The organism is Saccharothrix sp. HUAS TT1, from assembly GCF_040744945.1.
In the GTDB taxonomy this organism is placed as follows: domain Bacteria; phylum Actinomycetota; class Actinomycetes; order Mycobacteriales; family Pseudonocardiaceae; genus Actinosynnema.
The window spans coordinates 8,080,870-8,099,847 of record NZ_CP160453.1 but is presented as its reverse complement, the minus strand read 5'-3'; the positions used below and the strand labels follow the sequence as shown (position 1 = coordinate 8,099,847).

The 18,978-nt window shown below is 72.8% G+C and carries 20 protein-coding genes; 7 read left to right on the top strand and 13 right to left on the bottom strand.

Going from position 1 to position 18,978, the window contains the following annotated elements; genetic code table 11:
• Positions 1–50 precede the first annotated feature (50 nt).
• The 10 genes from AB0F89_RS35465 to AB0F89_RS35420 all read right to left on the bottom strand — a co-directional run bounded on the left by AB0F89_RS35465 (position 51) and on the right by AB0F89_RS35420 (position 9,867).
• Entirely contained in the window at positions 51–3,290 is a 3,240-nt protein-coding gene (locus AB0F89_RS35465; RefSeq protein WP_367130550.1) for a S8 family serine peptidase, read from the bottom strand.
• 188 nt (positions 3,291–3,478) lie between these two features.
• The gene (locus AB0F89_RS35460) at positions 3,479–4,015 is read right to left on the bottom strand and encodes a hypothetical protein (protein WP_367130548.1); all 537 of its coding nucleotides are present in this window, start codon (positions 4,013–4,015) and stop codon (positions 3,479–3,481) included.
• Positions 3,997–4,341: a hypothetical protein gene (locus AB0F89_RS35455; RefSeq protein ID WP_367130546.1), complete on the bottom strand. Its 345-nt coding sequence runs from the start codon at positions 4,339–4,341 to the stop codon at positions 3,997–3,999. The genes AB0F89_RS35460 and AB0F89_RS35455 overlap by 19 nt, the downstream gene beginning before the upstream one ends.
• On the bottom strand, positions 4,338–5,138 hold the full coding sequence (locus AB0F89_RS35450) for a DUF692 domain-containing protein (RefSeq protein WP_367130544.1): 801 nt from the start codon (positions 5,136–5,138) through the stop codon (positions 4,338–4,340). The genes AB0F89_RS35455 and AB0F89_RS35450 overlap by 4 nt, the downstream gene beginning before the upstream one ends.
• 31 nt (positions 5,139–5,169) lie before the next feature.
• Positions 5,170–5,943, bottom strand: a complete 774-nt coding sequence (locus AB0F89_RS35445; protein ID WP_367130542.1) for a TIGR04222 domain-containing membrane protein — start codon at positions 5,941–5,943, stop codon at positions 5,170–5,172.
• Positions 5,944–5,998: 55 nt separating this feature from the next.
• Complete coding sequence (locus AB0F89_RS35440; protein ID WP_367130541.1) at positions 5,999–6,910, bottom strand: TIGR04222 domain-containing membrane protein; 912 nt, start codon at positions 6,908–6,910, stop codon at positions 5,999–6,001.
• Between the two features lie 40 nt (positions 6,911–6,950).
• On the bottom strand, positions 6,951–7,856 hold the full coding sequence (locus AB0F89_RS35435) for a TIGR04222 domain-containing membrane protein (protein WP_367130539.1): 906 nt from the start codon (positions 7,854–7,856) through the stop codon (positions 6,951–6,953).
• Positions 7,857–8,099: 243 nt separating this feature from the next.
• Positions 8,100–8,537, bottom strand: coding sequence for a peptide-methionine (R)-S-oxide reductase MsrB (gene msrB / locus AB0F89_RS35430; protein WP_367130537.1), 438 nt, complete (start codon positions 8,535–8,537; stop codon positions 8,100–8,102).
• Positions 8,538–8,568: 31 nt separating this feature from the next.
• The gene (locus tag AB0F89_RS35425) at positions 8,569–8,883 is read right to left on the bottom strand and encodes a hypothetical protein (protein WP_367130535.1); all 315 of its coding nucleotides are present in this window, start codon (positions 8,881–8,883) and stop codon (positions 8,569–8,571) included.
• Between the two features lie 39 nt (positions 8,884–8,922).
• Positions 8,923–9,867, bottom strand: coding sequence for an asparaginase (locus AB0F89_RS35420; protein WP_367139145.1), 945 nt, complete (start codon positions 9,865–9,867; stop codon positions 8,923–8,925).
• A 76-nt stretch (positions 9,868–9,943) separates the two neighbouring features.
• On the opposite strand from AB0F89_RS35420, the gene AB0F89_RS35415 reads away from it, so the two are divergent.
• Positions 9,944–10,591: a GntR family transcriptional regulator gene (locus AB0F89_RS35415; RefSeq protein WP_367130533.1), complete on the top strand. Its 648-nt coding sequence runs from the start codon at positions 9,944–9,946 to the stop codon at positions 10,589–10,591.
• 124 nt (positions 10,592–10,715) lie between these two features.
• On the opposite strand, the gene AB0F89_RS35410 is transcribed toward AB0F89_RS35415, so the two are convergent.
• Both AB0F89_RS35410 and AB0F89_RS35405 read right to left on the bottom strand, forming a co-directional pair.
• Complete coding sequence (locus AB0F89_RS35410) at positions 10,716–11,885, bottom strand: acyl-CoA dehydrogenase family protein (RefSeq protein WP_367130531.1); 1,170 nt, start codon at positions 11,883–11,885, stop codon at positions 10,716–10,718.
• A gap of 12 nt (positions 11,886–11,897) precedes the next feature.
• Positions 11,898–13,049 carry an acyl-CoA dehydrogenase family protein gene (locus AB0F89_RS35405; RefSeq protein ID WP_367130529.1) on the bottom strand — a complete coding sequence of 384 codons (1,152 nt, stop codon included), beginning with the start codon at positions 13,047–13,049 and terminating at the stop codon, positions 11,898–11,900.
• A 77-nt stretch (positions 13,050–13,126) separates the two neighbouring features.
• Between AB0F89_RS35405 and AB0F89_RS35400 the strand changes: the two genes are divergently transcribed.
• The 3 genes from AB0F89_RS35400 to ligD are packed head-to-tail and all read left to right on the top strand — an operon-like array spanning position 13,127 to position 15,295.
• Positions 13,127–13,741: a TetR/AcrR family transcriptional regulator gene (locus AB0F89_RS35400; RefSeq protein ID WP_367130527.1), complete on the top strand. Its 615-nt coding sequence runs from the start codon at positions 13,127–13,129 to the stop codon at positions 13,739–13,741.
• A gap of 34 nt (positions 13,742–13,775) precedes the next feature.
• On the top strand, positions 13,776–14,255 hold the full coding sequence (locus tag AB0F89_RS35395; protein WP_367130525.1) for a DinB family protein: 480 nt from the start codon (positions 13,776–13,778) through the stop codon (positions 14,253–14,255).
• Between the two features lie 47 nt (positions 14,256–14,302).
• Positions 14,303–15,295, top strand: coding sequence for a non-homologous end-joining DNA ligase (gene ligD, locus AB0F89_RS35390; protein WP_367130523.1), 993 nt, complete (start codon positions 14,303–14,305; stop codon positions 15,293–15,295).
• Between the two features lie 556 nt (positions 15,296–15,851).
• Here the strand turns inward: ligD and AB0F89_RS35385 are convergent.
• Positions 15,852–16,457: a hypothetical protein gene (locus AB0F89_RS35385; protein ID WP_367130521.1), complete on the bottom strand. Its 606-nt coding sequence runs from the start codon at positions 16,455–16,457 to the stop codon at positions 15,852–15,854.
• Between the two features lie 1,034 nt (positions 16,458–17,491).
• On the opposite strand from AB0F89_RS35385, the gene AB0F89_RS35380 reads away from it, so the two are divergent.
• From AB0F89_RS35380 to AB0F89_RS35370, 3 genes are all read left to right on the top strand, one after another.
• Positions 17,492–17,686, top strand: a complete 195-nt coding sequence (locus AB0F89_RS35380; protein ID WP_367130519.1) for a hypothetical protein — start codon at positions 17,492–17,494, stop codon at positions 17,684–17,686.
• Between the two features lie 10 nt (positions 17,687–17,696).
• Positions 17,697–18,581, top strand: coding sequence for a phosphotransferase family protein (locus AB0F89_RS35375; RefSeq protein ID WP_367130517.1), 885 nt, complete (start codon positions 17,697–17,699; stop codon positions 18,579–18,581).
• Between the two features lie 91 nt (positions 18,582–18,672).
• Positions 18,673–18,885: a hypothetical protein gene (locus tag AB0F89_RS35370; protein ID WP_367130515.1), complete on the top strand. Its 213-nt coding sequence runs from the start codon at positions 18,673–18,675 to the stop codon at positions 18,883–18,885.
• The last annotated feature ends 93 nt before the right edge of the window (positions 18,886–18,978 follow it).

The window sequence follows — 18,978 nt, the reverse complement described above, 5'->3', positions numbered from 1 at the left end:
CTCGCCGGGAGGGGCGTCCGCAGCCCCGCGGACGCCCCTCCCGGTCCTGCTCAGGTGATCTTGTAAGCCCGGATCACGGTGTGCTCCAAGGCGTTGCCGTCGCTGTCGGTCGCCCGCACCCGCAGCGAGCCGTACCCGGCCGCGTCCGGGTTGGCGACCGCGGCCACGCCCCCGGAGACCGGCACGGCCGCCCACGTCGCGCCGTCGTCGAACGACACCTCGACGTCAATCCGGTCGACCCGGCCGTTGGCCGCGCCCTCCTGCTGCTGCACGGTCAGCGGCACGCGCAGGGAACGCCCGCGCGCCGCCGAGCCGTTCGCGTCCAGCTCCGGCGTGAACCGCACCACCGACAGCGGCAGCGGCGCGAAGTCGTCACCGGCCACCGTGTCCGAGCGGAACGTCCACGCGGCGCTCACCTCGGTGGCGAACTCCGACGTGCCGGCGGCCCGCACCGCCTCGGTCTCCACCCGGTACGCCGCCGCGCCGGGCGGCACCTCGAACAGCCCGTTGGCCGCGTGCGCCGTTTCGCCGACCTCGACCCCGTCGCGCAGCAACGTGGTCCGGGCCGAGGAGACCGCCGCGTTGCCGCCGTTGCCCGCCCGGTCGGTGAACAGCGGCAGCGCGAAGCTGATCTCGTCGCCGCCGCGCGCCAAGTACGGCGACCGCGCCTCGGGCAGCGCGGGGGAGAACACCGGGTCGTTGAACCGCTCCTGGTGCGTTCCGCCCCGCTGGTACGCGCGCTCCGGCGAGGTCAGCGTCGCCTCGACCACGTCGTCCGCGCCGAACTGCAGGAAACCCCACGACCAGGCCGATCCCGGCGTGACCCGGTCGATCGCCGCGCCCGGCGAGGTTACGTCCGACAGCCACGCCCAGCCGCCGACACCGGCCGCGGTGACCGGGTTGCCGCCGTGGCCGAACCGCCGGTCCGCCGGACCGGGCCCGAACGTCGTGCGCACCTCCGCCAGGTCGGTCGCGGCCGGCGCGCGGACGAACCCCGATGGCGCCTTCCCCTGCTGCGACCAGGCGAACCGGTAGGTCACCGGCTCGTCGCCCTCGGGCGTGCCGCGGAACTGCGCGCCCAGCAACGCCGTCAGCTCACCGGCGGCCAGCTCGGGACCCACGTGCGCGATGGACACGTTCGGGCCGAACCCGCCGAGGAACGCGGTGCTCACGCTGGCCGACCGGTCACCCTGCGCGCGCACCATCGTGATGTCGCCCAACGCCTCCTCGGCGCCCGCGTCCGGCGCGGTGATCTTCACCGGCTTGGCCGTGCGCGCGTCGAGCACCACGGTGGTGTCCGCCGTGACGCTGAGCCCCGGCCGGGGCAGCAGCGCCAACCGCGTGTCGTCGGTCTGCACGTCGGAGTTGGTGAAGTACTCGCCCCTGGGCAGCCGCAGCGTGAACGAGCCGTCCGCGTCGTAGGGGAAGGCGAACGTGTCGTTGCTGAGCCCGATGATCGACGTGTAGTAGTCGGCCGAGGGCGCTCCTGCGGCGTCCACGAAGTCGAACGACACGTCGTAGCTCTCCACCTCCCGGTTCACGCTCAGCGCGGTGTGCAGCGGGGTCGGCCCGCCGGTGGCCACCACCGACCCGACGTACAGGCCGTCCGCCGAGCCGAGCCGGGTGTTCGCGGTGACGGTGGCCGCCGCCTCGCCGCCCGCCGGGACGGTGACCTTCGCCGGTGACACGGCGACCAGGCCGGAGGGCGCGGCGTCGCCGTTCGGGCCCTCCGCGCTCGCGGTCAGCGCCAGCGTGATCGGCGAGGCACCTTCGTTGCGGTAGGTGACGGTCCTGGTGATCGGGGTGTCGTCGCCGTGCGGCCACCTCTGCAGGCCCATCGCCAGGCTGGCCGGTTCGGCGGTGACCGCGGTGGTGATGGCCCTGGTCAGGTCGACGCGGCCGGCGCCCTGGTCGAACGCGGTCAGCTCCGGGTTGTGCTTCGCCGACGCCATCAGCGCGGCCTTGAGCTGCGCGCCCGTCCAGTCCGGGTGCTGCTGGGCCAGGAGGGCTGCCGCGCCCGCGACGTGCGGGGTGGCCATCGACGTGCCCGACATGGCCACGTAGCCGTCGGCGACCGGCGTGCCGATCGTGCCGCTGCTCGACTTCGCCGCCACGACGTCCACGCCGGGCGCGGTGATGTCGGGCTTGACCGCGCCGTCGCCGACCCGTGGTCCGCGACTGGAGAACGGCGCGATGCTGTCGTCCCGGTCCGCCGCGCCGACCGTCAGCGCGGCGTCGGCGCTGCCCGGCGAGCTGATCGTCTCCGGGCGGGAGTTGTTGCCCGCCGCGACCACGAACAGCACGCCGGTCCGCGCCGACAGCGTGTTGACGGCCTCCTCCAGCGGGTCCGTCTCCGCCGTGTCGCCGCCGCCCAGGCTGATGTTCACGATGTCCGCGCCCTGCTCCGCGGCCCACTGCATGCCGGCCACGATCGCCGACTCCTGGCAGCCCGCGACGGCGCACACCTTGCCGTCCAACAGGTCCGCGTCCGGCGCGACGCCCCGGTACTCCGGGCCGGAGCTCGCGATCGTCGCGGCGACGTGCGTGCCGTGGCCGACGCCGTCGGTGCTGTCCGGGTCGTCGGTGAAGTTGCGCTCCGCGACCTCGTGCCCGACCAGGTCCGGGTGGTCCTGGTCGACGCCGGTGTCCAGCACCGCCACCTTCACGCCCTTGCCGGTGTGCCCGGCCCGCCACGCGGTCGGCGCGCCGACCTGCGCGGTGGAGCGGTCCAGGCTCGGCCGGCGCAATCCGTCCAGCCACACCTTGCGCACGCTCGCCCTCGACACGAGCGTGCGCCAGGTGTCCGACGCCTGGGACTTGACCACCTGCGCGGCGTACGAGCCGACCGCGGGCAGCGGGTGCCCGACGCGCAGCCCGGCGGTCGCCGGCTCCTGCTCACCGGTCACGATCAGCGGCACGGAGTCGCGGCTGCCGTCGTCGTAGCCGGCCTCGACCAGTCCCGTGACGTCGAACAGCCTCGGGTCCAGCTTGCCCCGGGCCACGGCCCGCGCCGCGTCGCGCGGCAGGACGTGCAGGCGCCCGTCCCGCCGGTAGCTGTGGAACACCACCCGCTCCCGGCCCGGCGCGGCGACCAGCGCGCTGACCTCGTCACCGAGGAGCACGACCTTGTCGCCGGTGATCAGGGTGACCTCGTGGTGCTCGCCGCCGGTCGTCCCGCCCAGCGGCGGCGGCGCGTCCTCCGCGCCCGACACGCCCGGACTGCTCGCGGTGAGGACGGCCGCGACGAGCGCGGCTCCCCACGTCAGGCCACGCCAACGTTTGCTCTTCAACTCGAACCTCCCGGTGAGGTGCCGCGCATGGCGGACGCGGCCGGAAGGGCGTTGCAACCCGCGGTGTCGGCGGAGTTACCGGGAGCGACTTTGCCCTGGACGTCACCGACGCTAGAGGCTTCCGAAGGGGCGAGCAGCCGCTGATTGGTCGGTATGTTCTTGACCAATTCAGCGGAGTGAGTGGTTGCTCACCGGGCGGTTGCTGAGCCGTCGGCACCAACTGAGATGCCTGCCTGCGGTCCACCCGCTGGGCAGTCCGGACCGCCGGGGTGGACCATTTCGGGTACCACCGTTATTTCGCGGTCCACCAGCGCAGATCCGGATTGGTCCAGCAGCCGCAGGGTCACCGCGACGGGCTTGGCCGGCAGCTGCGGGACGGTGGCGAACCCGTGCCTGCCCCCGGTCGGTTCGGAGCGCGCGCTGCACGAGTCATCCGGGGCGGTGCCGGTGCAGGTCTCCTCGACGACCGCGCTCGACGGGTACAGCTCCAGTGCCGGGGTTGCACAGGAACCGTCCCAGCAAACCTCGATCGAACCGGAAACCACGTCGGGGTGCGCGATGTCGACGCTCACGCCGACGGCCGTGCCGATGGCCGGGCAGTCCACGCCCTCACCCGCCTGGTTCATGCCGCACGCCGTGGCCAGCAACAGCAGGCCCAACGGCCAGGTTCGTCCCCACATGCCACGGGGACGGAGCGCGGGGGCGATCAGGTTGCGCGACGCCACCAGCGCTTCTTCTTCGGCGGCGCCAGCTCGCCCCGTGCGACGGCCCACTCGGCGAACCGGGCGGCGTCCTCGCGGAAGCGCGTGCCGACCTCCTTGGGGTGGTCCGCCGCGTAGGCGTCGAACAGCGGGCGGAACCGCTCACCCAGCTCGGCGGCCACGTCCGGCCGCAACGCCTCCACGATGCCGCGCCGCTTGTTCAGCAACGCCCGCTTCTCGACCCGGAACCGGTCCGGGTCGAAGCCCGCGGGCGCCTCGCCGCCGGCCAGCAGCGCCCTGAGCAGTTCGGCCTGCGCCGCCGCCAGCCGCTCGCGCTGCGGACCGGTCACCCCAGCACCCGGCGGATCGCGGCCAGCTCGGCGGCCAGCTCGGCGTCGGCCGGGTAGTGGTCGTCGCGTTCGAGGAGGACGCCGGGCGGGTCGACCCGGGCCCGGAGCTGGGCCAGGACGTCCAGGACTTCGGGGAGGACGGCGTGGGCGTGCGTGTCGTGGTAGACGCCCTGGTGCTCCACGCCGCCGGCGACGTGGACGTAGGCGAGGCGTTCCAGCGGGATCTCGTCCAGGAAGCGGGCCACGTCGGTGCCGAGGTTGCGGGCGTTGGCGTAGAGGTTGGCCACGTCGACCAGGAGGTGGCAGTCGGTGCGGTCGACCAGCTCGGCGAGGAACTGGCCCTCGGTCAGCTCGCCGTCCGGCCAGTCCAGGAGGGCGGCGACGTTCTCCAGGGCGAGCGGCGCCGGCAGGTCCCGCTGGGCGGCCTTGACGTTGGCGACCAGGACGTCGAGCGCGTCGCGGGTGCGGGGGAGGGGCATCAGGTGCCCGGAGTCCAGACCGCCCGCGCGGACGAAGCAGACGTGGTCGCTGACCAGCGGGGCGTCCAGCTCCTCGGCCAGGGCGGCGAGGTGCGCGACCCGCGCGGCGTCCACGGGTTCCGCACCGCCGAGCGAGAGCGAGACCGCGTGCGGCAGCACGGGGATGCCGCGTTCGCGCAGCAGCAGGACGGACTCGGGCAGGCGCCCGGCGTGCAGGTTCTCCGCGACGACCTCGACGAAGTCGACGCCCGGCAGGCGTTCGACGGTGAGGTCGATCTCCGGCCGCCAGCCGATGCCGACGCCCAACTTGTCGTCCACGAGCGACCTGCTTCCCTGAGTCCGCTGTCCGTCAGTCACCGCCACCACCCCCACCGCACCCGCCACCACCGCACGACGAGCCGCCGCTGTCCGAGCCGCCGCTGCTGCCGCTGCCGCACCCGCTGCCGGCGCAGCTGCCGCACCCGCCGCCGCAGGACGCGCCACCGCTGGACCCGCGCACGCGGTCCCGCCGCCGCAACGTCGCCGAGGCCGCCGGTGACAGGCCCAACGTCTCCCACACGTGGTGGCGCCCGCCCTTGCCCAGCAGCCCGTAGTAGGCGACCAGGGCGATCCGGTTCGGCGACACGGCGATCCGGTCCAGCCGGCGCACCACGGCCCGCCCGGCGCCGGTCAGCTGACGGCCCAGCCTGCCCAGCAGGACCGACAGCAGCACACCGCCGACCACCGCGGCGGCGGCCACCGCGAACGGCAGCTCCAGCGCCATCGTGATGATGACGAGCGCCACCGCCGCGGCCACCACCGCGTACCTCAGCCCGCGCACGACCCGCCGTCGCCCGGCCGGCACGACGAAACCGCGCTCGACCAGGTGTTGGCGGAGGGCGCCCGCCTCGCCGCTGCTCGCCGTCGAGGCGATCACGTCGCCCAGCGGGCGGGAGAGCTTGCGCAGGACGCAGTCCTGGAGCGGGCTCGCGGCCCGCGGTCGGCCGATGGCGCTGACCTTGCCCTCGCGGGAGATCCGCACCGCGCCGGCCTCGACCAGCGCCACCACCGCGACCTCGGCCGCCCGGCCGGGACCGGCGACGAGGAAGCCCTGCTCCTCCAGCGTGAGCCCCGTCCGGTCCACCGATCCGGCCTGGACCGCGCCCCACCCGACCTGACCCGGACCGGGTCCGCCCGGGTCAGGCGTCGAACCCGCCGAAGCCGTCCACGAAGTCGCCACCGTCATCACCCTCCAACCACTGCGCGGCCAACCAACCACCCGCGAACCACCCACCGGCCACCAACCACCCGTTGCGGCGCTGCCAGCGTTGCGGCTCGACCACCACGGCACGCCTGCGCCGGGGAAGCGGTGCCTCGGACGTTTCCGCAGGTGCGATCGGTTCCACCCGTTCGCCGTCGAACACCCCCGTCGCCGCCCGCGCCGACCCCTCGCGCGGCTCCGGCGGGACGGCGGCGCGGACCAGGCCGTAACGGGCGGTCACCTCGGCCGGGTCGACCGGGGCGAGGCCCGCGGTGGCCTCCTCGTACGCCCGCGCGCCCTTCCTGGTCAGCACGGGCGGCGGGCCCAGCAGCAGCAGGACCGCCAGCGCTCCCGTGACGCACAGCGCGGTGACCGGCGCCCACCCGCCCGGACCCGTGACGACGACCACCACCGCGGCCGCCGCGAGCGCCACCAGCGGCAGGACGGCCAGCACCGCGCGGGCCAACCGCCGTCGTGGCGACACCAGCAGGCCACCGGCGACCAGGCGTTGCCCGATCTGCCGGGCCGGGCCGCTGGTGGCCACGCCGACGACCAGTTCGTCCAGGTCCCGTGGCTGCGAGAGCCGGGTGAGCACGACCCGCTGCAGGGCGGTCGCCGGCTCGTCGGGGCCGGGCACCGCCGAGGCCACCGGACCGGACACCTTCGCCCGGTTCTCGGCCACCAACCCGGCCAGCGCCACCTCGACCGCTCGCACCGGCCCGCCGCCGAGGTACCCGACCTCCTCGAAGGTCAGCGGCCGGTCGGGCGCGGCGCCGGCGACCCGCTTCAACCGCAGACCGACGACCACCGCGACGACGAGCGCCGGGCCGTACCACCACAGGAACGTCATGACGTCACCCTAAGAGCCGCACGGGCCGCGGAAGGCCGGTTCAGCTCCCGCCGCCACCGCCACAGCCCCCACCGCCACCGCAGCTCGACGAACCGCCGCAGCTGCTGGAACCACCGCACCCGGCGCTGCTCGTGGTGTACACCCCGCCGGCCGCGTAGGCCCCGCTGTCCGACCGCGAGCGGGCCCGCGGGTGCGGGCGCACCGCGGCGCGCAGCACGACGTTCGGGTGGTGGCCGAAACCGCGGAGAGCGACCAGCTCGGCGTCGCGCGCCGAACCGGTCCCTCCCCACCCCCCGGTGCTCTCGCCCGCGCGAGCCTCCGCCACCGCGGCACTGCCCTTCGCGGTGCGCGTCAAGGGGTTCGCCCTCAGCAGCAGCACGACCAGCAGACCGGTCAGCACGAGCTGGAGCGTCAACCACCCCACGGGCGCGCCGATCGCCAGCCCGTTCACCCAGCGCGCCACGCCCACGACGAGCAGCAGCAGCATCGGCGCCACACCCAGCCGCCGCGCCGACTTCAGCTTCGCGGGCTCGACCAGGTAGCCCAGTTCGGCCAGGCGGAGGCCGACCTCGCGCGGCGCGTGGTGCTCCGACACCGCCGCGATGAGCAGCGTCAACGTCCGGTAGCGGTGCCGCTTCGCGTCGGCCAGCACGGCCCGGTCGACCGGGTGCGCGCCCACCGGCGACCCGGCGACGCGCACCGCCCCGTTGCGCGCGGCCACCAGCGCGCCCGACGCGATGAGGTCGGCGACCGACGTCTCGACCACGCGTCGCGGTCCGCCGGTCAGGTAGGCGATGTCCAGCAACCCGAGCGCGCCTGCGGGGGCGCCTCCCCGCGTCCCCCGCAGGCGCACTCGGACGAAGATCGCGAAGGCCGACGAGATGGCCAGCGCGACCCAGTACAACTCCAGGAACTCCGGGCCGGAAAACCCCCACGGTCGCTCCACGGTCACCCCCTGTGGGCTTCGGTGGAACCAGGTCCACCAGCCAGGAGCCAATCGTGTGCGCCAGGCCACACCCCGACAAGGGTGCTTGAGCAAGCCTTAGGGTTCCGGCCTGGTCAGGCGGGCGGGAGCGTCAGGAAGACGACGCGCCGTCCACGCCGTCGGAGCCTTCGCCGTCGGTACCCTTGAAGATGCGCATGATTCCTCCTGGTGTGGAAACGATCATCATCATCCGGAGTAGCGCGTTCAGTCTGCTGGACCGGCGGTGCTCTCGGCCAGGCGCAAGCTCACCGAGTTGATGCAGTAGCGCTGATCGGTCGGTGTGCCGTAGCCCTCGCCCTCGAAGACGTGGCCGAGGTGGCTGTGGCAGGTGGCGCACAGCACCTCCGTGCGCACCATGCCGTGGGTGCGGTCCTCGCGCAGGATGATCGCGTCACCGGCCAGCGGCGAGAAGAACGACGGCCAGCCGCAGTGCGAGTCGAACTTCGTGTCGCTGCGGAACAGCTCCGCACCGCACGCCCGGCACTCGTAGACGCCCTCGGTCTTCGTGTCGGTGTACTCGCCCACCCAGGCGGGCTCGGTGCCCGCGCCGCGCAGCACCGCGTACTCCTCGGGGTTCAGGATCTCCCGCCACTCCGCCTCGGAGTGGACCACCTTCGGGGTGGCGCCGACGACAGGTTCCATACCTCCACGTTAGTCGACCTCGGCGGGTGGCTCAGTAGAAGAAGACCCACACCACGGCGCCGAGGTAGTACCAGACGCTGATCAGCACCCCCAGCAGGATCAGCCCGACCACCACGACCGCGGTGAGCCGGCGCAGACCGCCCGCGCGGTTCGCGGAGTCGGCGAACTGGCCGACACCCGCGACGGTGCCCTCGATGGTGAAGCTGGGCGGCTGCTGCTGCATCCGCCCCAGGTGCTCGGCGAACGCCCTGGTCTCGGGGTCGTCCGGGTCGAGGCCGATCAGCTCGTCGTCGATGCTGCTCATCGGGCGGTCGTCCGGTGCGTCGGCGGCTCTGGCGCTGGCCATGGATCCCAGCGTAACGGGCCTTTCAAGCCTCCGGCCGGGTCAACTCACCAAGGTGGGTGACGGCTTCACCGCGCCGACGGCGCGACCGTGGCCCAGGACGGGGACCGTGGCCAGTTCGTCCGGCGCGGCCACTCCCAGCTTGCGCAACGCGGCCACCACGACCACGGCCCTGGCCCGGCTGGAGCCGTCGGCGATCTTGCAGGCCACCGCCTCGCCGGTCGGCAGGCCGATCGCGTACACGCCCTCGGCGCCGTCCTTGGCGACCGCGCCGGGGATGGCCCGCATCAGCTCGGTGACGTCGCGGTTCGTGCCGCCGACCCACTCCGGGTGCCGGTTCATCGCCCGCGCGATCCGCCGCTCCGGGCCGTCCGCCGCGCTCGCCAGCGCCCCGAACGCCCGGGCCAGGCCCGCCAGGCTGATGCCGAGCAGCGGCGCGCCGCAGCCGTCCACGCCCTCCGCGCCGATGGGCTCGCCCGCCAGCTCTTCGAGGGTGTCGCGGATGGCGGCCTGGAGCGGGTGCGCGGGGTCGAGGTAGTCGTGGGTCGACCAGCCGTTGACGACGCAGGTCGCCAGCATCGCGGCGTGCTTGCCCGAGCAGTTCATGTACTCCGGGGCCTTGGACCGGCCCGCGGCCAGGTGCGCCCTCAGCGCGTCCTCGCCGATCGGCAGGTCGGGCGTGCACTGGAGGGCGGTCTCGTCCAGGCCGTGCGCGCGCAGGACGCGGCGCACGCCGTCGATGTGGAAGTCCTCGCCGGAGTGGCTGGCGCAGGCCAGCGCCAGCAGTTCGCCGTCCAGGTCCAGGCCGTGGCGGAGCATGGCCAGCGCCTGGACCGGCTTGTTCGACGAGCGCGGGTAGGTGGTGTCGTGCGGCCGGCCGACGGCCAGCACCTCCCGGCCGGTGCGGTCCAGAGCGATCACCGAACCGTGGTGCACGGACTCCAGGAACCCGCCGCGCCAGACCTCGGCGACCAGTTCGTGCGCCATCCCGCCCACCTCCACCGCGTGCTGCCAACTGTCGACAGTTAACATCGAGGGGGTCCGCCGGCGCTAGGAGACGTTCATGACACAGCCCTTGCACCTGAGCCTGGCCGGCCAGGCCGTCGACGTGCTGCGCGAGCTGGTGCTGACCGGCGAGATCGCGGCCGGCGCGCGGCTGAACGAGGTCGAGCTGGCCCAGCGGCTGGGCATCTCGCGCGGGCCGCTGCGCGAGGCGATCCGGCACTTGGCGTCCGAGGGGCTGCTGGTGCTCGCGCCGCACCGGGGCGCGTCCGTGCCGACCTGCGACGCCGCCGACGTGCGGGCCCTGTTCGAGCTGCGGACGGCGCTGGAGTGCGCGGCGGCCGAGCTGGCCGCGTCCCGGCGGACCGAGGCGGACGTGGTGCGGCTGCGGGCGGTGTGCGAGGAGTCGCGGCGGGCGTACTCGGCGGGCGAGACCTTCCCGTACCGGCTCGACCTCGCCTTCCACCAGGCGCTGCTGGACGCGGCGCGCAGCCCCCGGATCGCCGAGCAGGTGCGGCTGGTGCAGCAGCGGGTCGTGCTGCTGCGCAGCGGCCTGCGGGACGACCCGCCGCACCAGCACGCGTCGCTGGACGACCACGACGCCCTGGTCGCGGCGGTCGCCGCCGCCGACCCGACCCGCGCGTCGGACGTGATGCGCAAGCACCTGGCCCGGGTCTGCGCCCAGATGCTGACCAGCCTCGTCCGGTAGGCGGGCCGGTGGTCGAGGCCGTGCGCGCCGACCTGCTTCGGCTGCCTGCTTGAGGAGCAGCCGCGCAGGTCGGTCCGCCACCGCCGGGTCGCCGAAGCGGTCCGCCCCCGGGCGCGCCCTGCCGTCAGCCGAGCGTCCCGGTCACCTTCGCGTGGCCCTTGAGCAGGTTGCGGGCGATGGTGCGGCGCTGGATCTCGTCGGTGCCCTCGTAGATGCGCAGCAGCCGCAGCTCCCGGTACCAGCGCTCGATCGGCAGCTCGCGCGTGTAGCCCATGCCGCCGTGGATCTGCAGGACCCGGTCGACGATCTCGTTGGCCTTGATGCCGCCGTACAGCTTGGCCATGCTCTGCGCCTGCCGCGAGTCCGCGCCCTGGTCGACCAGCCACGCGGCGTGCAGCACGAGCCAGCGCAACGCCTCGATCTCCACCGCCGAGTCGGCGAGCATCCACTGGATCGCCTGGTACTCGGCGATCGGCTTGCCGAACGTCACCCGGTTGCGGGCCTGCTCGATGGCCATCTCGACCAGCCGCTCGCACGAGCCGAGCGCCCGCGCCGGCAGCAGGTAGCGGCCCTGGCCGATCCACTGCATGGCCAGGTGGAAGCCCTTGCCGACCTCGCCGAGCACGTTCTCCTCGGGCACCCGGACGTCGTCGAACACCAGCGCCGCCGGGCCCCACTGGCCCATCGTCGGGATCGGCTCGGACTTCCAGCCCATGTCCCGGTCGACCAGGAAGCACGTGACGCCGCCGTCCGCGCCCTTCTCCCGGTCCGTCACCGCGAACACCATCACGAAGTCGGCCTCGTTGCCCTGCGTGATGAACGTCTTCTCGCCGTTGATCACCCACTCGCCGCCCTCCTTGCGGGCGGACGTGCGGATGGCCTTGGCGTCGGAACCGGCGCCGGGCTCGGTGATGGCGAAGCACGAGACGCGCTCACCGGAGATCGTGGGCAGCAGGTAGCGCCGCTTCTGCTCCTCGTTGCCGTGGAACAGGATGTTGTCCGCGTAGCCGCCGAACCGGAACGGCACGAACGTGCGGCCCAGCTCGGCCTCCAGCAGCGCGGTCATCAGCGCGCCCAGGCCCATGCCGCCGTACTCCTGCGGCGTGAGCACGCCGAAGAAGCCCGCCGCCTTGGCCTTGTCCTGCAGCTCCTTCAGCTCGTCCCGGGTCAGGCCGGGCTGCCCCAGGCGCTCGCGGCGCAGCACCTCCGGCTCCAGGGGCGCCACCTCCTTGCGCACGAAGGTCCGCACCCAGTCGCGGATCTCCTTCTGCTCCTCGTCAAGCGTGAAGTCCATGCCGTCCTCCCTCTACGCGAACGCGTTGACGCCGGTCAGCGCCCGGCCGATGAGCAACTTCTGGATCTGGCTGGTGCCCTCGTAGAGGGTCGTCACCCTGGTGTCCCGCAAGTACTTGCCGACCGGGTACTCGTCGACGTAGCCGTAACCGCCGAAGACCTGGATGGCGTTGTTCGCCACCCGCACCGCGGCCTCGCTGGCGTACAGCTTCGCCATGGACGCCTCGGTGCCGAACGGCTCGCCCCGGTCGGCGAGGTCCGCGCACCGCCACGTGAGCAGGCGGGCCGCGTCGGTCTCCACCGCCATGTCGGCCAGCAGCTCCTGGACGAGCTGGAAGCCCGCGATGGGCTTGCCGAACTGCTCGCGCTCCTTGGCGTAGCGGACGCTGGCCTCCAGCGCGCCGCGAGCCGCGCCGACGCACCCGGCGGCCACGGACATCCGGCCCCGGTCCAGGGCGGCCATGGCCAGCTTGAAGCCCGCGCCCTCGTCGCCGATGCGGTCCTCGTCGCCCACCCTCACCCGGTCGAGGGTGAGTTCGGCGGTGGCCTGGCCGCGCATGCCGAGCTTGCCGCGGATCTCGGTGGCGGTGAAGCCGGGCGAGCCGGTCGGCACGAGGAACGCGGTGATGCCCTTCGGGCCGGGGCCGCCGGTGCGGGCGAAGACCAGCGCCACGTCGGCCCACGTCCCGTTGGTGATGAACACCTTGCGCCCGGTGATCAGCCAGCCGTCGCCGTCGCGGACGGCCTTCGCGGCCAGGGAGGCGGCGTCGGAGCCGGTGCCCGGCTCGGTCAGGCCGAAGCAGCCCAGCTCGCGGCCCGCGCACAGCCCCGGCAGCCACCGCCGCTTCTGCTGCTCGGAGCCGTGCTTGGCGATCGTCTTGGCGACCAGGCCGAGCGAGACGGAGATGATGCCCCGGACGGCCGAGTCGCCGCGCGCGACCTCCTCCAGGACCAGGCAGTACGCGAGGTTGTCCCCGCCGGAGCCGCCGTGGTCCTCGGCGACGCCCAGGCCGAGGAAGCCGACCTCGCCCAGGGCGGGCACCAGGTCGCGGTCGATGGCCTCGTCCCGGTCCCAGCGCGCCGCGTGGGGGACGATGCGCTCCTCGGTGAACCGGTGCGCCAGGTCCCGGAGTTGCCGGTGTTCGTCGGAGATGCGCAGATCCACCGGGGTGACCTCCTAACCGAACGGTGTTAGGTTATCTAACCTAGGCGCGGAACCCACGACAGGCAAGGGGAGCGGACATGCCGAGGAGCCCGATCCTGAGTGCCTCGCGCATCCGGACCGCCGCACTGCACATCATCGACCGGGACGGGCTGGACGGCCTGTCGATGCGCAAACTCGCCGCTGAGCTGGGCGTTCAGGCGGCGTCGCTGTACGGGCACGTGAGCACGAAGGACGACCTGCTGCACGAGGTGGCCGCCGGCATCCTGGAGAAGGTCGACGTCTCCGGGTTCGAGGGCGGCGACTGGCGGCACGGCCTGCGCGGCGCCGCCCGCTCCTACCGGGCGGCGCTGGCCGAGCACCCCAACATCGTGCCGTTCCTGGCGTACGGCCCGGCGCACCGCGAGGCGTCGCTGCGCCGGCTGGACGTGGTGCACGGCGGGCTGGTCGCTTCGGGCTGGTCGCGGCGCGAGGCGACCATGATCGCCGCGTCGTTGATGTACCTGGTGTTCGGCGCGGCGCTCAGCTCGTTCTCCAGCGGGTTCTCCGAGGACCAGACGTTCTACCGGGACCGGTACCCGAACCTGGACAAGGCCCACCTGCTGCCCGCCGTGGCGCGCGAGCTGGACCACGACAGCTTCGAGCTGGCGCTGGACGCGTTCGTCACCGGGCTGGCGGCGCGGCAGCCGTCCTAGCCCCCTGTGCCGATCGACTGACGGGAGAACCGCGATGGGTCCGTTCGACGTGCCGCTGGAGGACGAGCGCACCCAGGTCGAGGCGTTCGTAGAGGAGTACCGCGACGCCGTCGAGGCGGCTCTCGACGGCCTCACCGAGGAGCAGGTCCGCCGCCGGCTCGTGCCGTCGGCGACGACGTTGCTCGGGCTGCTCAAGCACGTCACGTGGATGCAGCGGGTGTGGTTCGAGGAGTGCGTCGGCGGCACGCCCCGCGCGGAGCTCGGCCTGGTGAGCGGTCCGGACGAGTCCTTCCGGCTCACCGACGACGACACGATCGCCTCGGTCTCGGCGGCCCACCGGGAAGCCTGCGCCACGGCCCGGGCGGTGGTGGCGGACCTGCCGCTGGACGCCGTCGTGACCGGCCACCGGACCGGCCCGCGCACGCTGCGCTGGGTGTTCCTGCAGGTCCTGCGGGAGCTGGCGCACCACTGCGGGCACGCCGACATCCTGCGCGAGCAGCTGCTCGCCGACTGAGTCGGTGGTGCGCGCTGCCGGGCGGCTGCCGCGTTAGGCTCGGTCGCGTGGCCCAGGCTGTGGAACTGAACGTCGGCGAGCGCGTGGTGCGCGTGTCGAACCCCGGCAAGGTGTACTTCCCGGAGCGCGGGATCACCAAGCTGCAGGTGGTCGAGTACTACGTGGCCGTCGCCGAGCCGTTGCTGCGCGTGCTGCGCGACCGGCCGACCACCCTGAAGCGGTACGTCGACGGGGTGACGGGCGAGGCGTTCTACCAGAAGCGGCTGCCGAAGGGCGCGCCCGACTGGGTCGAGACCGCGCGGGTCGAGTTCCCGTCCGGCCGGCCGGCCGACGAGGTCTGCCCGACCGAGCCCGCCGTGCTGGCGTGGGCGGCGAACCTGGGCACGTTCGACTTCCACCCGTGGCCCGTGCGCCGCTCGGACACCGACCGGCCGGACGAGCTGCGCGTCGACCTCGACCCGCAGCCCGGGACGGACTTCCGCGACGCGGTCGAGGTCGCGGTGGTGCTGCGGGAGGTGCTGGCCGAGCTGGGGATGACCGGCTACCCGAAGACCTCCGGCGGCCGGGGCGTCCACGTGGCCGTTCGGATCCGGCCGGAGTGGGACTTCGTCGACGTGCGGCACGCCGTGATCGCCCTGGCGCGCGAGGTGGAACGCCGCGTCCCGGACCGCGCCACCACGTCGTGGTGGAAGGAGGAGCGCGGCGAGCGGGTGTTCCTGGACTTCAACCAAGCCGCCCGCGACCGCACCATCGCGTCCGCCTGGTCGGTCCGCGGCACGCCCCGGGCCACCGTGTCGACGCCCGTGACGTGGGAGCACCTGTCCACTGTGGACCCGGACGACTTCGACGTGCTCACCGTGCCGGGTTACCTGGCGGACACGGGCGACCCGCACGCGGGCCTGGACGACGAGGCGTTCGGCATCGAGCCGCTGCTGGCCTGGTACGCCGAGGACGACCGGGGCGAGATGCCCTACCCCCCGGACTACCCCAAGATGCCCGGCGAGCCGCCGCGCGTGCAGCCTTCGCGGAAGCGGAACTAGAGCTGCGATAACGGGCCGTTCCCACGTCCTGCATGATCTGGCATGGCGGCCTCTCGTGGGATAACCCGGGACGATGGCCGAGCTGCTTCTCATCTTGCCGCGTCGTTCCGACGTGAACTGCGCGCTGCCGGAGAGGCGGAGCGGACGACCGTCCTCTGCGGACAGCCCATCCGCTCGTGTCCGCGACGACCGGGCAGCGCGGTGCGCGAAGTTGATCGAGGCGGCGATGACGTGCCGTGCCCGCCTGCCGGCGCTGAACATGTCTCACCGCCGCGCCGCGTCCGGCGTCGATGTCGACGCGGCGCGTGAGGAGGAGTTGGTGGAGGCGTGGAGCCCGCGGCTTCCGGTCGGGTCACCGCGGGTTGCCCACAGGTCCGAGGTGCGGGGCCGGTTGCGGCGTGGAGCCGAGAGCTGAGCTACGTCGTCACCGGAGTCACTTCGAAGGCGTTCGGCAGGTGCAGCCAGGCGGTGGACTCGGCGTTCCAACCGGTCAGGATCGCGGTGCCCTGCGATGTCGTGACCGGGACGTGTTGCGCCGTGAGGAGGCCGGGCACGGTCAGTGCACGGCGTCGAGGTCTTCGGCGGCGAGGGTCCAGCACACCTGTGCGCGACCGTTCGACGAGCGCGGGTACCGGTTCACCAGTCGCCCGTAGTCGGAGGGCGAGTCGATGGTGAACAGCCGGATGTCTGCCTGGTCGAACGTGATGGTGAACAGCGGTCGGTCCGGACCGAATTCCGCCGGCTCGCCCCACTGCCACATGCTGGTCCCCTCAGGCAGGAAGGACGAGGTCCACAACGCCCCGACTGGTTTGTCGGGGGCTGTGGCGCCTGCGGGTCCATCGGTCACCTGGACCGTGCACGGTGTCACGTCCGTGGCGTATCGCGCTTGGGGTGACCGCAGCGAGGTATCGCCGAGGGACCCGGTCGACAGCCGGCGCAGGACGGCGGCGGCGATGTGGTCGAGTTCCGGCGTCGGCCGCGCGGCGAAGTCGCGGCCGGAGTGCTGGAGGGACGCCGCGAAGGCGATATGCCGGTAGAGGTCGTCGTCGGTCAGGTTGTCGAGTTGAGCACCGAGGTCGGGATCGCCGAGGAAGTCGCGCAGGAGCAGGCACAGTTCGATGAACACGGGGCTCCTGGGCTGGTCGATGGTGCGATCGGCCATGAGTGGACCTCGTATTCGCGCGGGGTGACCGGCCTCCTGAACTGTAGTGCCGCCTGGTCCGGACACTCACGGTGCCCGGACCGGGCTGGTCGGCTAGCAGTTGACCTGGATTTCCGGGTCCTGTGGGTGCGCTCGTGCCGAGCGTCGTTGCCCTCCGCCACCAGGAACTCCGCCTTGGCGTAGTAGCGGGCGGAGACGCAGCCCAGAGCTGCCGCTGCGCCGACGTAGGATCCGTTCCCGGAATTGTTCACAGCCGAGTTCTGGGCCACCAGTTTGAAGTAACCGGGGTTGCTGGTCACGTTGCCGGCCACGTGGCCCGAGTTGTGCGGCCAATCGAGGTTGAACTTGCAGTCGGAGACATCCTCCATCGGCCGGACCTCCCCGATGTCGAGCGGTTCGGACTCCGGGAGGAGGTCGGACGTGGCGGCCGTCGTGGCCGGTCGTGCCGAGTCGACGCCGGTCTCCGCAGTAGCAACTGTGGCCCCGGTCAGCATCAGGGACATGACTGCGCCCAGCGCTACGGCGTGGTTGACGAAACGCATTCTTCTCCTCATCGCAAGGCGTGAAAGCGTGGAATAGGTCCAGTTCGCCGAATCATTCGAGATATGTATCCCACTCCAGGTAAAGGGCACGTGCGCGTCGAGCTGCGGTAGGTCGTGGCAGTGCTGCGTCTCAACGGTCCCGACGCGCTCGTGGAGGCCGCGCTGGAGGCGGTGACTCACGAGTTCGCTGCGACGGCACGGAAGCCGGCGTAGCGCTCCGCGGAAGCGGAACTAGGGCTGCGCAAGCGGGTCGTGATCTTCAGAGCGTGCGCCGAAGTCGCGCCGTGGGGATGCCGGCCGGCCCAGTGGGGTCATCCGTACGAGTGGTGTCGGGGGTTCCCGGGTGTCCGGGTGGGGCGAGTCGGCAGCGTGCAGACGGCGGCAGGAGCACGGCTCGTGGCTCCGGCAGGTCGTCCGTGACGAGTACCGACGGTCCGCGCGCCCACACTCGGGGCATCGCGACCCCGCTTGCCGCCGTGCAGGGTGAGGCCCGTGAAGAACCGCCGCCTGGAGATCCTGTTGCCCGCCGACATGCCCGCCCGTGACTACACGGCGCTCACGCACGCCATATGGGCCGTGCTGGACGCGGCCGGGGTGGATGACGGGTGTTCGTTGCGGCCCGATGAGGAGTTCTGCGACGCCAAGCCGGACGATAACCGCTCGACCGCCCCCGACGGGTCGGCCTAGCCTCCCGCGCGTGAGCTTCCCCCCTGCGGCGACCGAAGATCAGTTCGACGCGCTCGACGACGACGCGCTGCGGCCTGGGGTGGAGGCGTTGTGCGACCACCTGGACCTGTCCGGTGACGTGGAGCGGTTCGCGGACGGGTCGTTGCCGGTCTACTCGGTGGGGCCCCACCACGTGCTGAAGCTCTTCCCGACCGTTCACCTGGACGAGGTCGCCACCGAACGGGACGTGCTGGCGGCCGTCCACGGGCGCCTGCCCGTCCCGACACCCGGACTCCGCGCGGCGGGGGAGTTCGGGGGGTGGGGGTACGTCCTCATGGAACGGCTGCGCGGCGCGAGCCTCAGGGACGTCTGGCCGGGGTTGGCCGCGGGCGCGCGGCGGGACGTGGCGCGGCAGGTCGGCGAGGCGCTGGCGGCCCTGCACGCGATCACTCCGCCGATGCCGCCGGTCGACTGGCCGGGGTTCGTGCGCACGCAGCGCGACGGGTGCGTGGCGCGGCAGCGCGATCGGAACCTGGCGCCCGAGTGGCTGGAGCAGGTCCCGGACTTCCTCGACTCCGTCGACCTCGGCCGGCCGGAACCGGTGCTGGCGCACACCGAGGTGATGAGCGCCCACCTGTTGATCGACGGCGGACGCCTCACCGGCCTCTTCGACTTCGAACCAGCCATGCGCGCCGCGCCCGAGTACGAGTTCGTCGCCACCGGCGTCTTCCTCACCCGCGGCGACCGGGGGGCGAACCGGGCGCTGCTCGGCGGCTACGGCCGCGCGGTGGACCCGCGCCGGGTGCTCGCCTACGCCCTGCTGCACGTCTACTCGAACCTCGCCTGGTACCTGCGCGAGGCGCCGACCCGCGCCCGGACGCTGGACGAGCTGGCCGAGCACTGGTTCGGCCACTGATCCGTCCGGCTGTTTCCGACAGCGGTTCAGCCGCGATCCCACTGGTCCTCTCGTACCATGGGTCCCAACGCCGAAGAGAGGGAGGCAGCCGATGACGCAGGCGTACGTGGTGCGGTTCGTCGGTGGCCCGCTCGACGGCCGGGTCGACTCGCACGCCAAGCCGCCCGAGTCGCCGAAGCAGACGGTCACCCACGTCCACCTGCACGGCGGCCCCAAGATCGTGCACCACTACGACCTGCAGTACGCGGTCGAGTACGGCTGCGAGTACCGGTTGCGCACCGAGGACCAGCAGTCGGGTTCTTGACAGCAGCAAGAACCGGACAACCGTAGACACACGGCTCACCAGCGGTTTACCGTTTACCACGCGTGAGAGCGCTCTCACAGAGCTGTGAGTCCC

Coding starts and splice junctions, on each gene's coding strand:
- AB0F89_RS35440 (WP_367130541.1), bottom strand. CDS start 6,910: ATGACGTTCCTGTGGTGGTACGGCCCGGCGCTCGTCGTCGCGGTGGTC.
- msrB (WP_367130537.1), bottom strand. CDS start 8,537: ATGGAACCTGTCGTCGGCGCCACCCCGAAGGTGGTCCACTCCGAGGCG.
- AB0F89_RS35425 (WP_367130535.1), bottom strand. CDS start 8,883: ATGGCCAGCGCCAGAGCCGCCGACGCACCGGACGACCGCCCGATGAGC.
- AB0F89_RS35420 (WP_367139145.1), bottom strand. CDS start 9,867: ATGGCGCACGAACTGGTCGCCGAGGTCTGGCGCGGCGGGTTCCTGGAG.
- AB0F89_RS35415 (WP_367130533.1), top strand. CDS start 9,944: ATGACACAGCCCTTGCACCTGAGCCTGGCCGGCCAGGCCGTCGACGTG.
- AB0F89_RS35410 (WP_367130531.1), bottom strand. CDS start 11,885: ATGGACTTCACGCTTGACGAGGAGCAGAAGGAGATCCGCGACTGGGTG.
- AB0F89_RS35400 (WP_367130527.1), top strand. CDS start 13,127: ATGCCGAGGAGCCCGATCCTGAGTGCCTCGCGCATCCGGACCGCCGCA.
- AB0F89_RS35395 (WP_367130525.1), top strand. CDS start 13,776: ATGGGTCCGTTCGACGTGCCGCTGGAGGACGAGCGCACCCAGGTCGAG.
- AB0F89_RS35385 (WP_367130521.1), bottom strand. CDS start 16,457: ATGGCCGATCGCACCATCGACCAGCCCAGGAGCCCCGTGTTCATCGAA.
- AB0F89_RS35370 (WP_367130515.1), top strand. CDS start 18,673: ATGACGCAGGCGTACGTGGTGCGGTTCGTCGGTGGCCCGCTCGACGGC.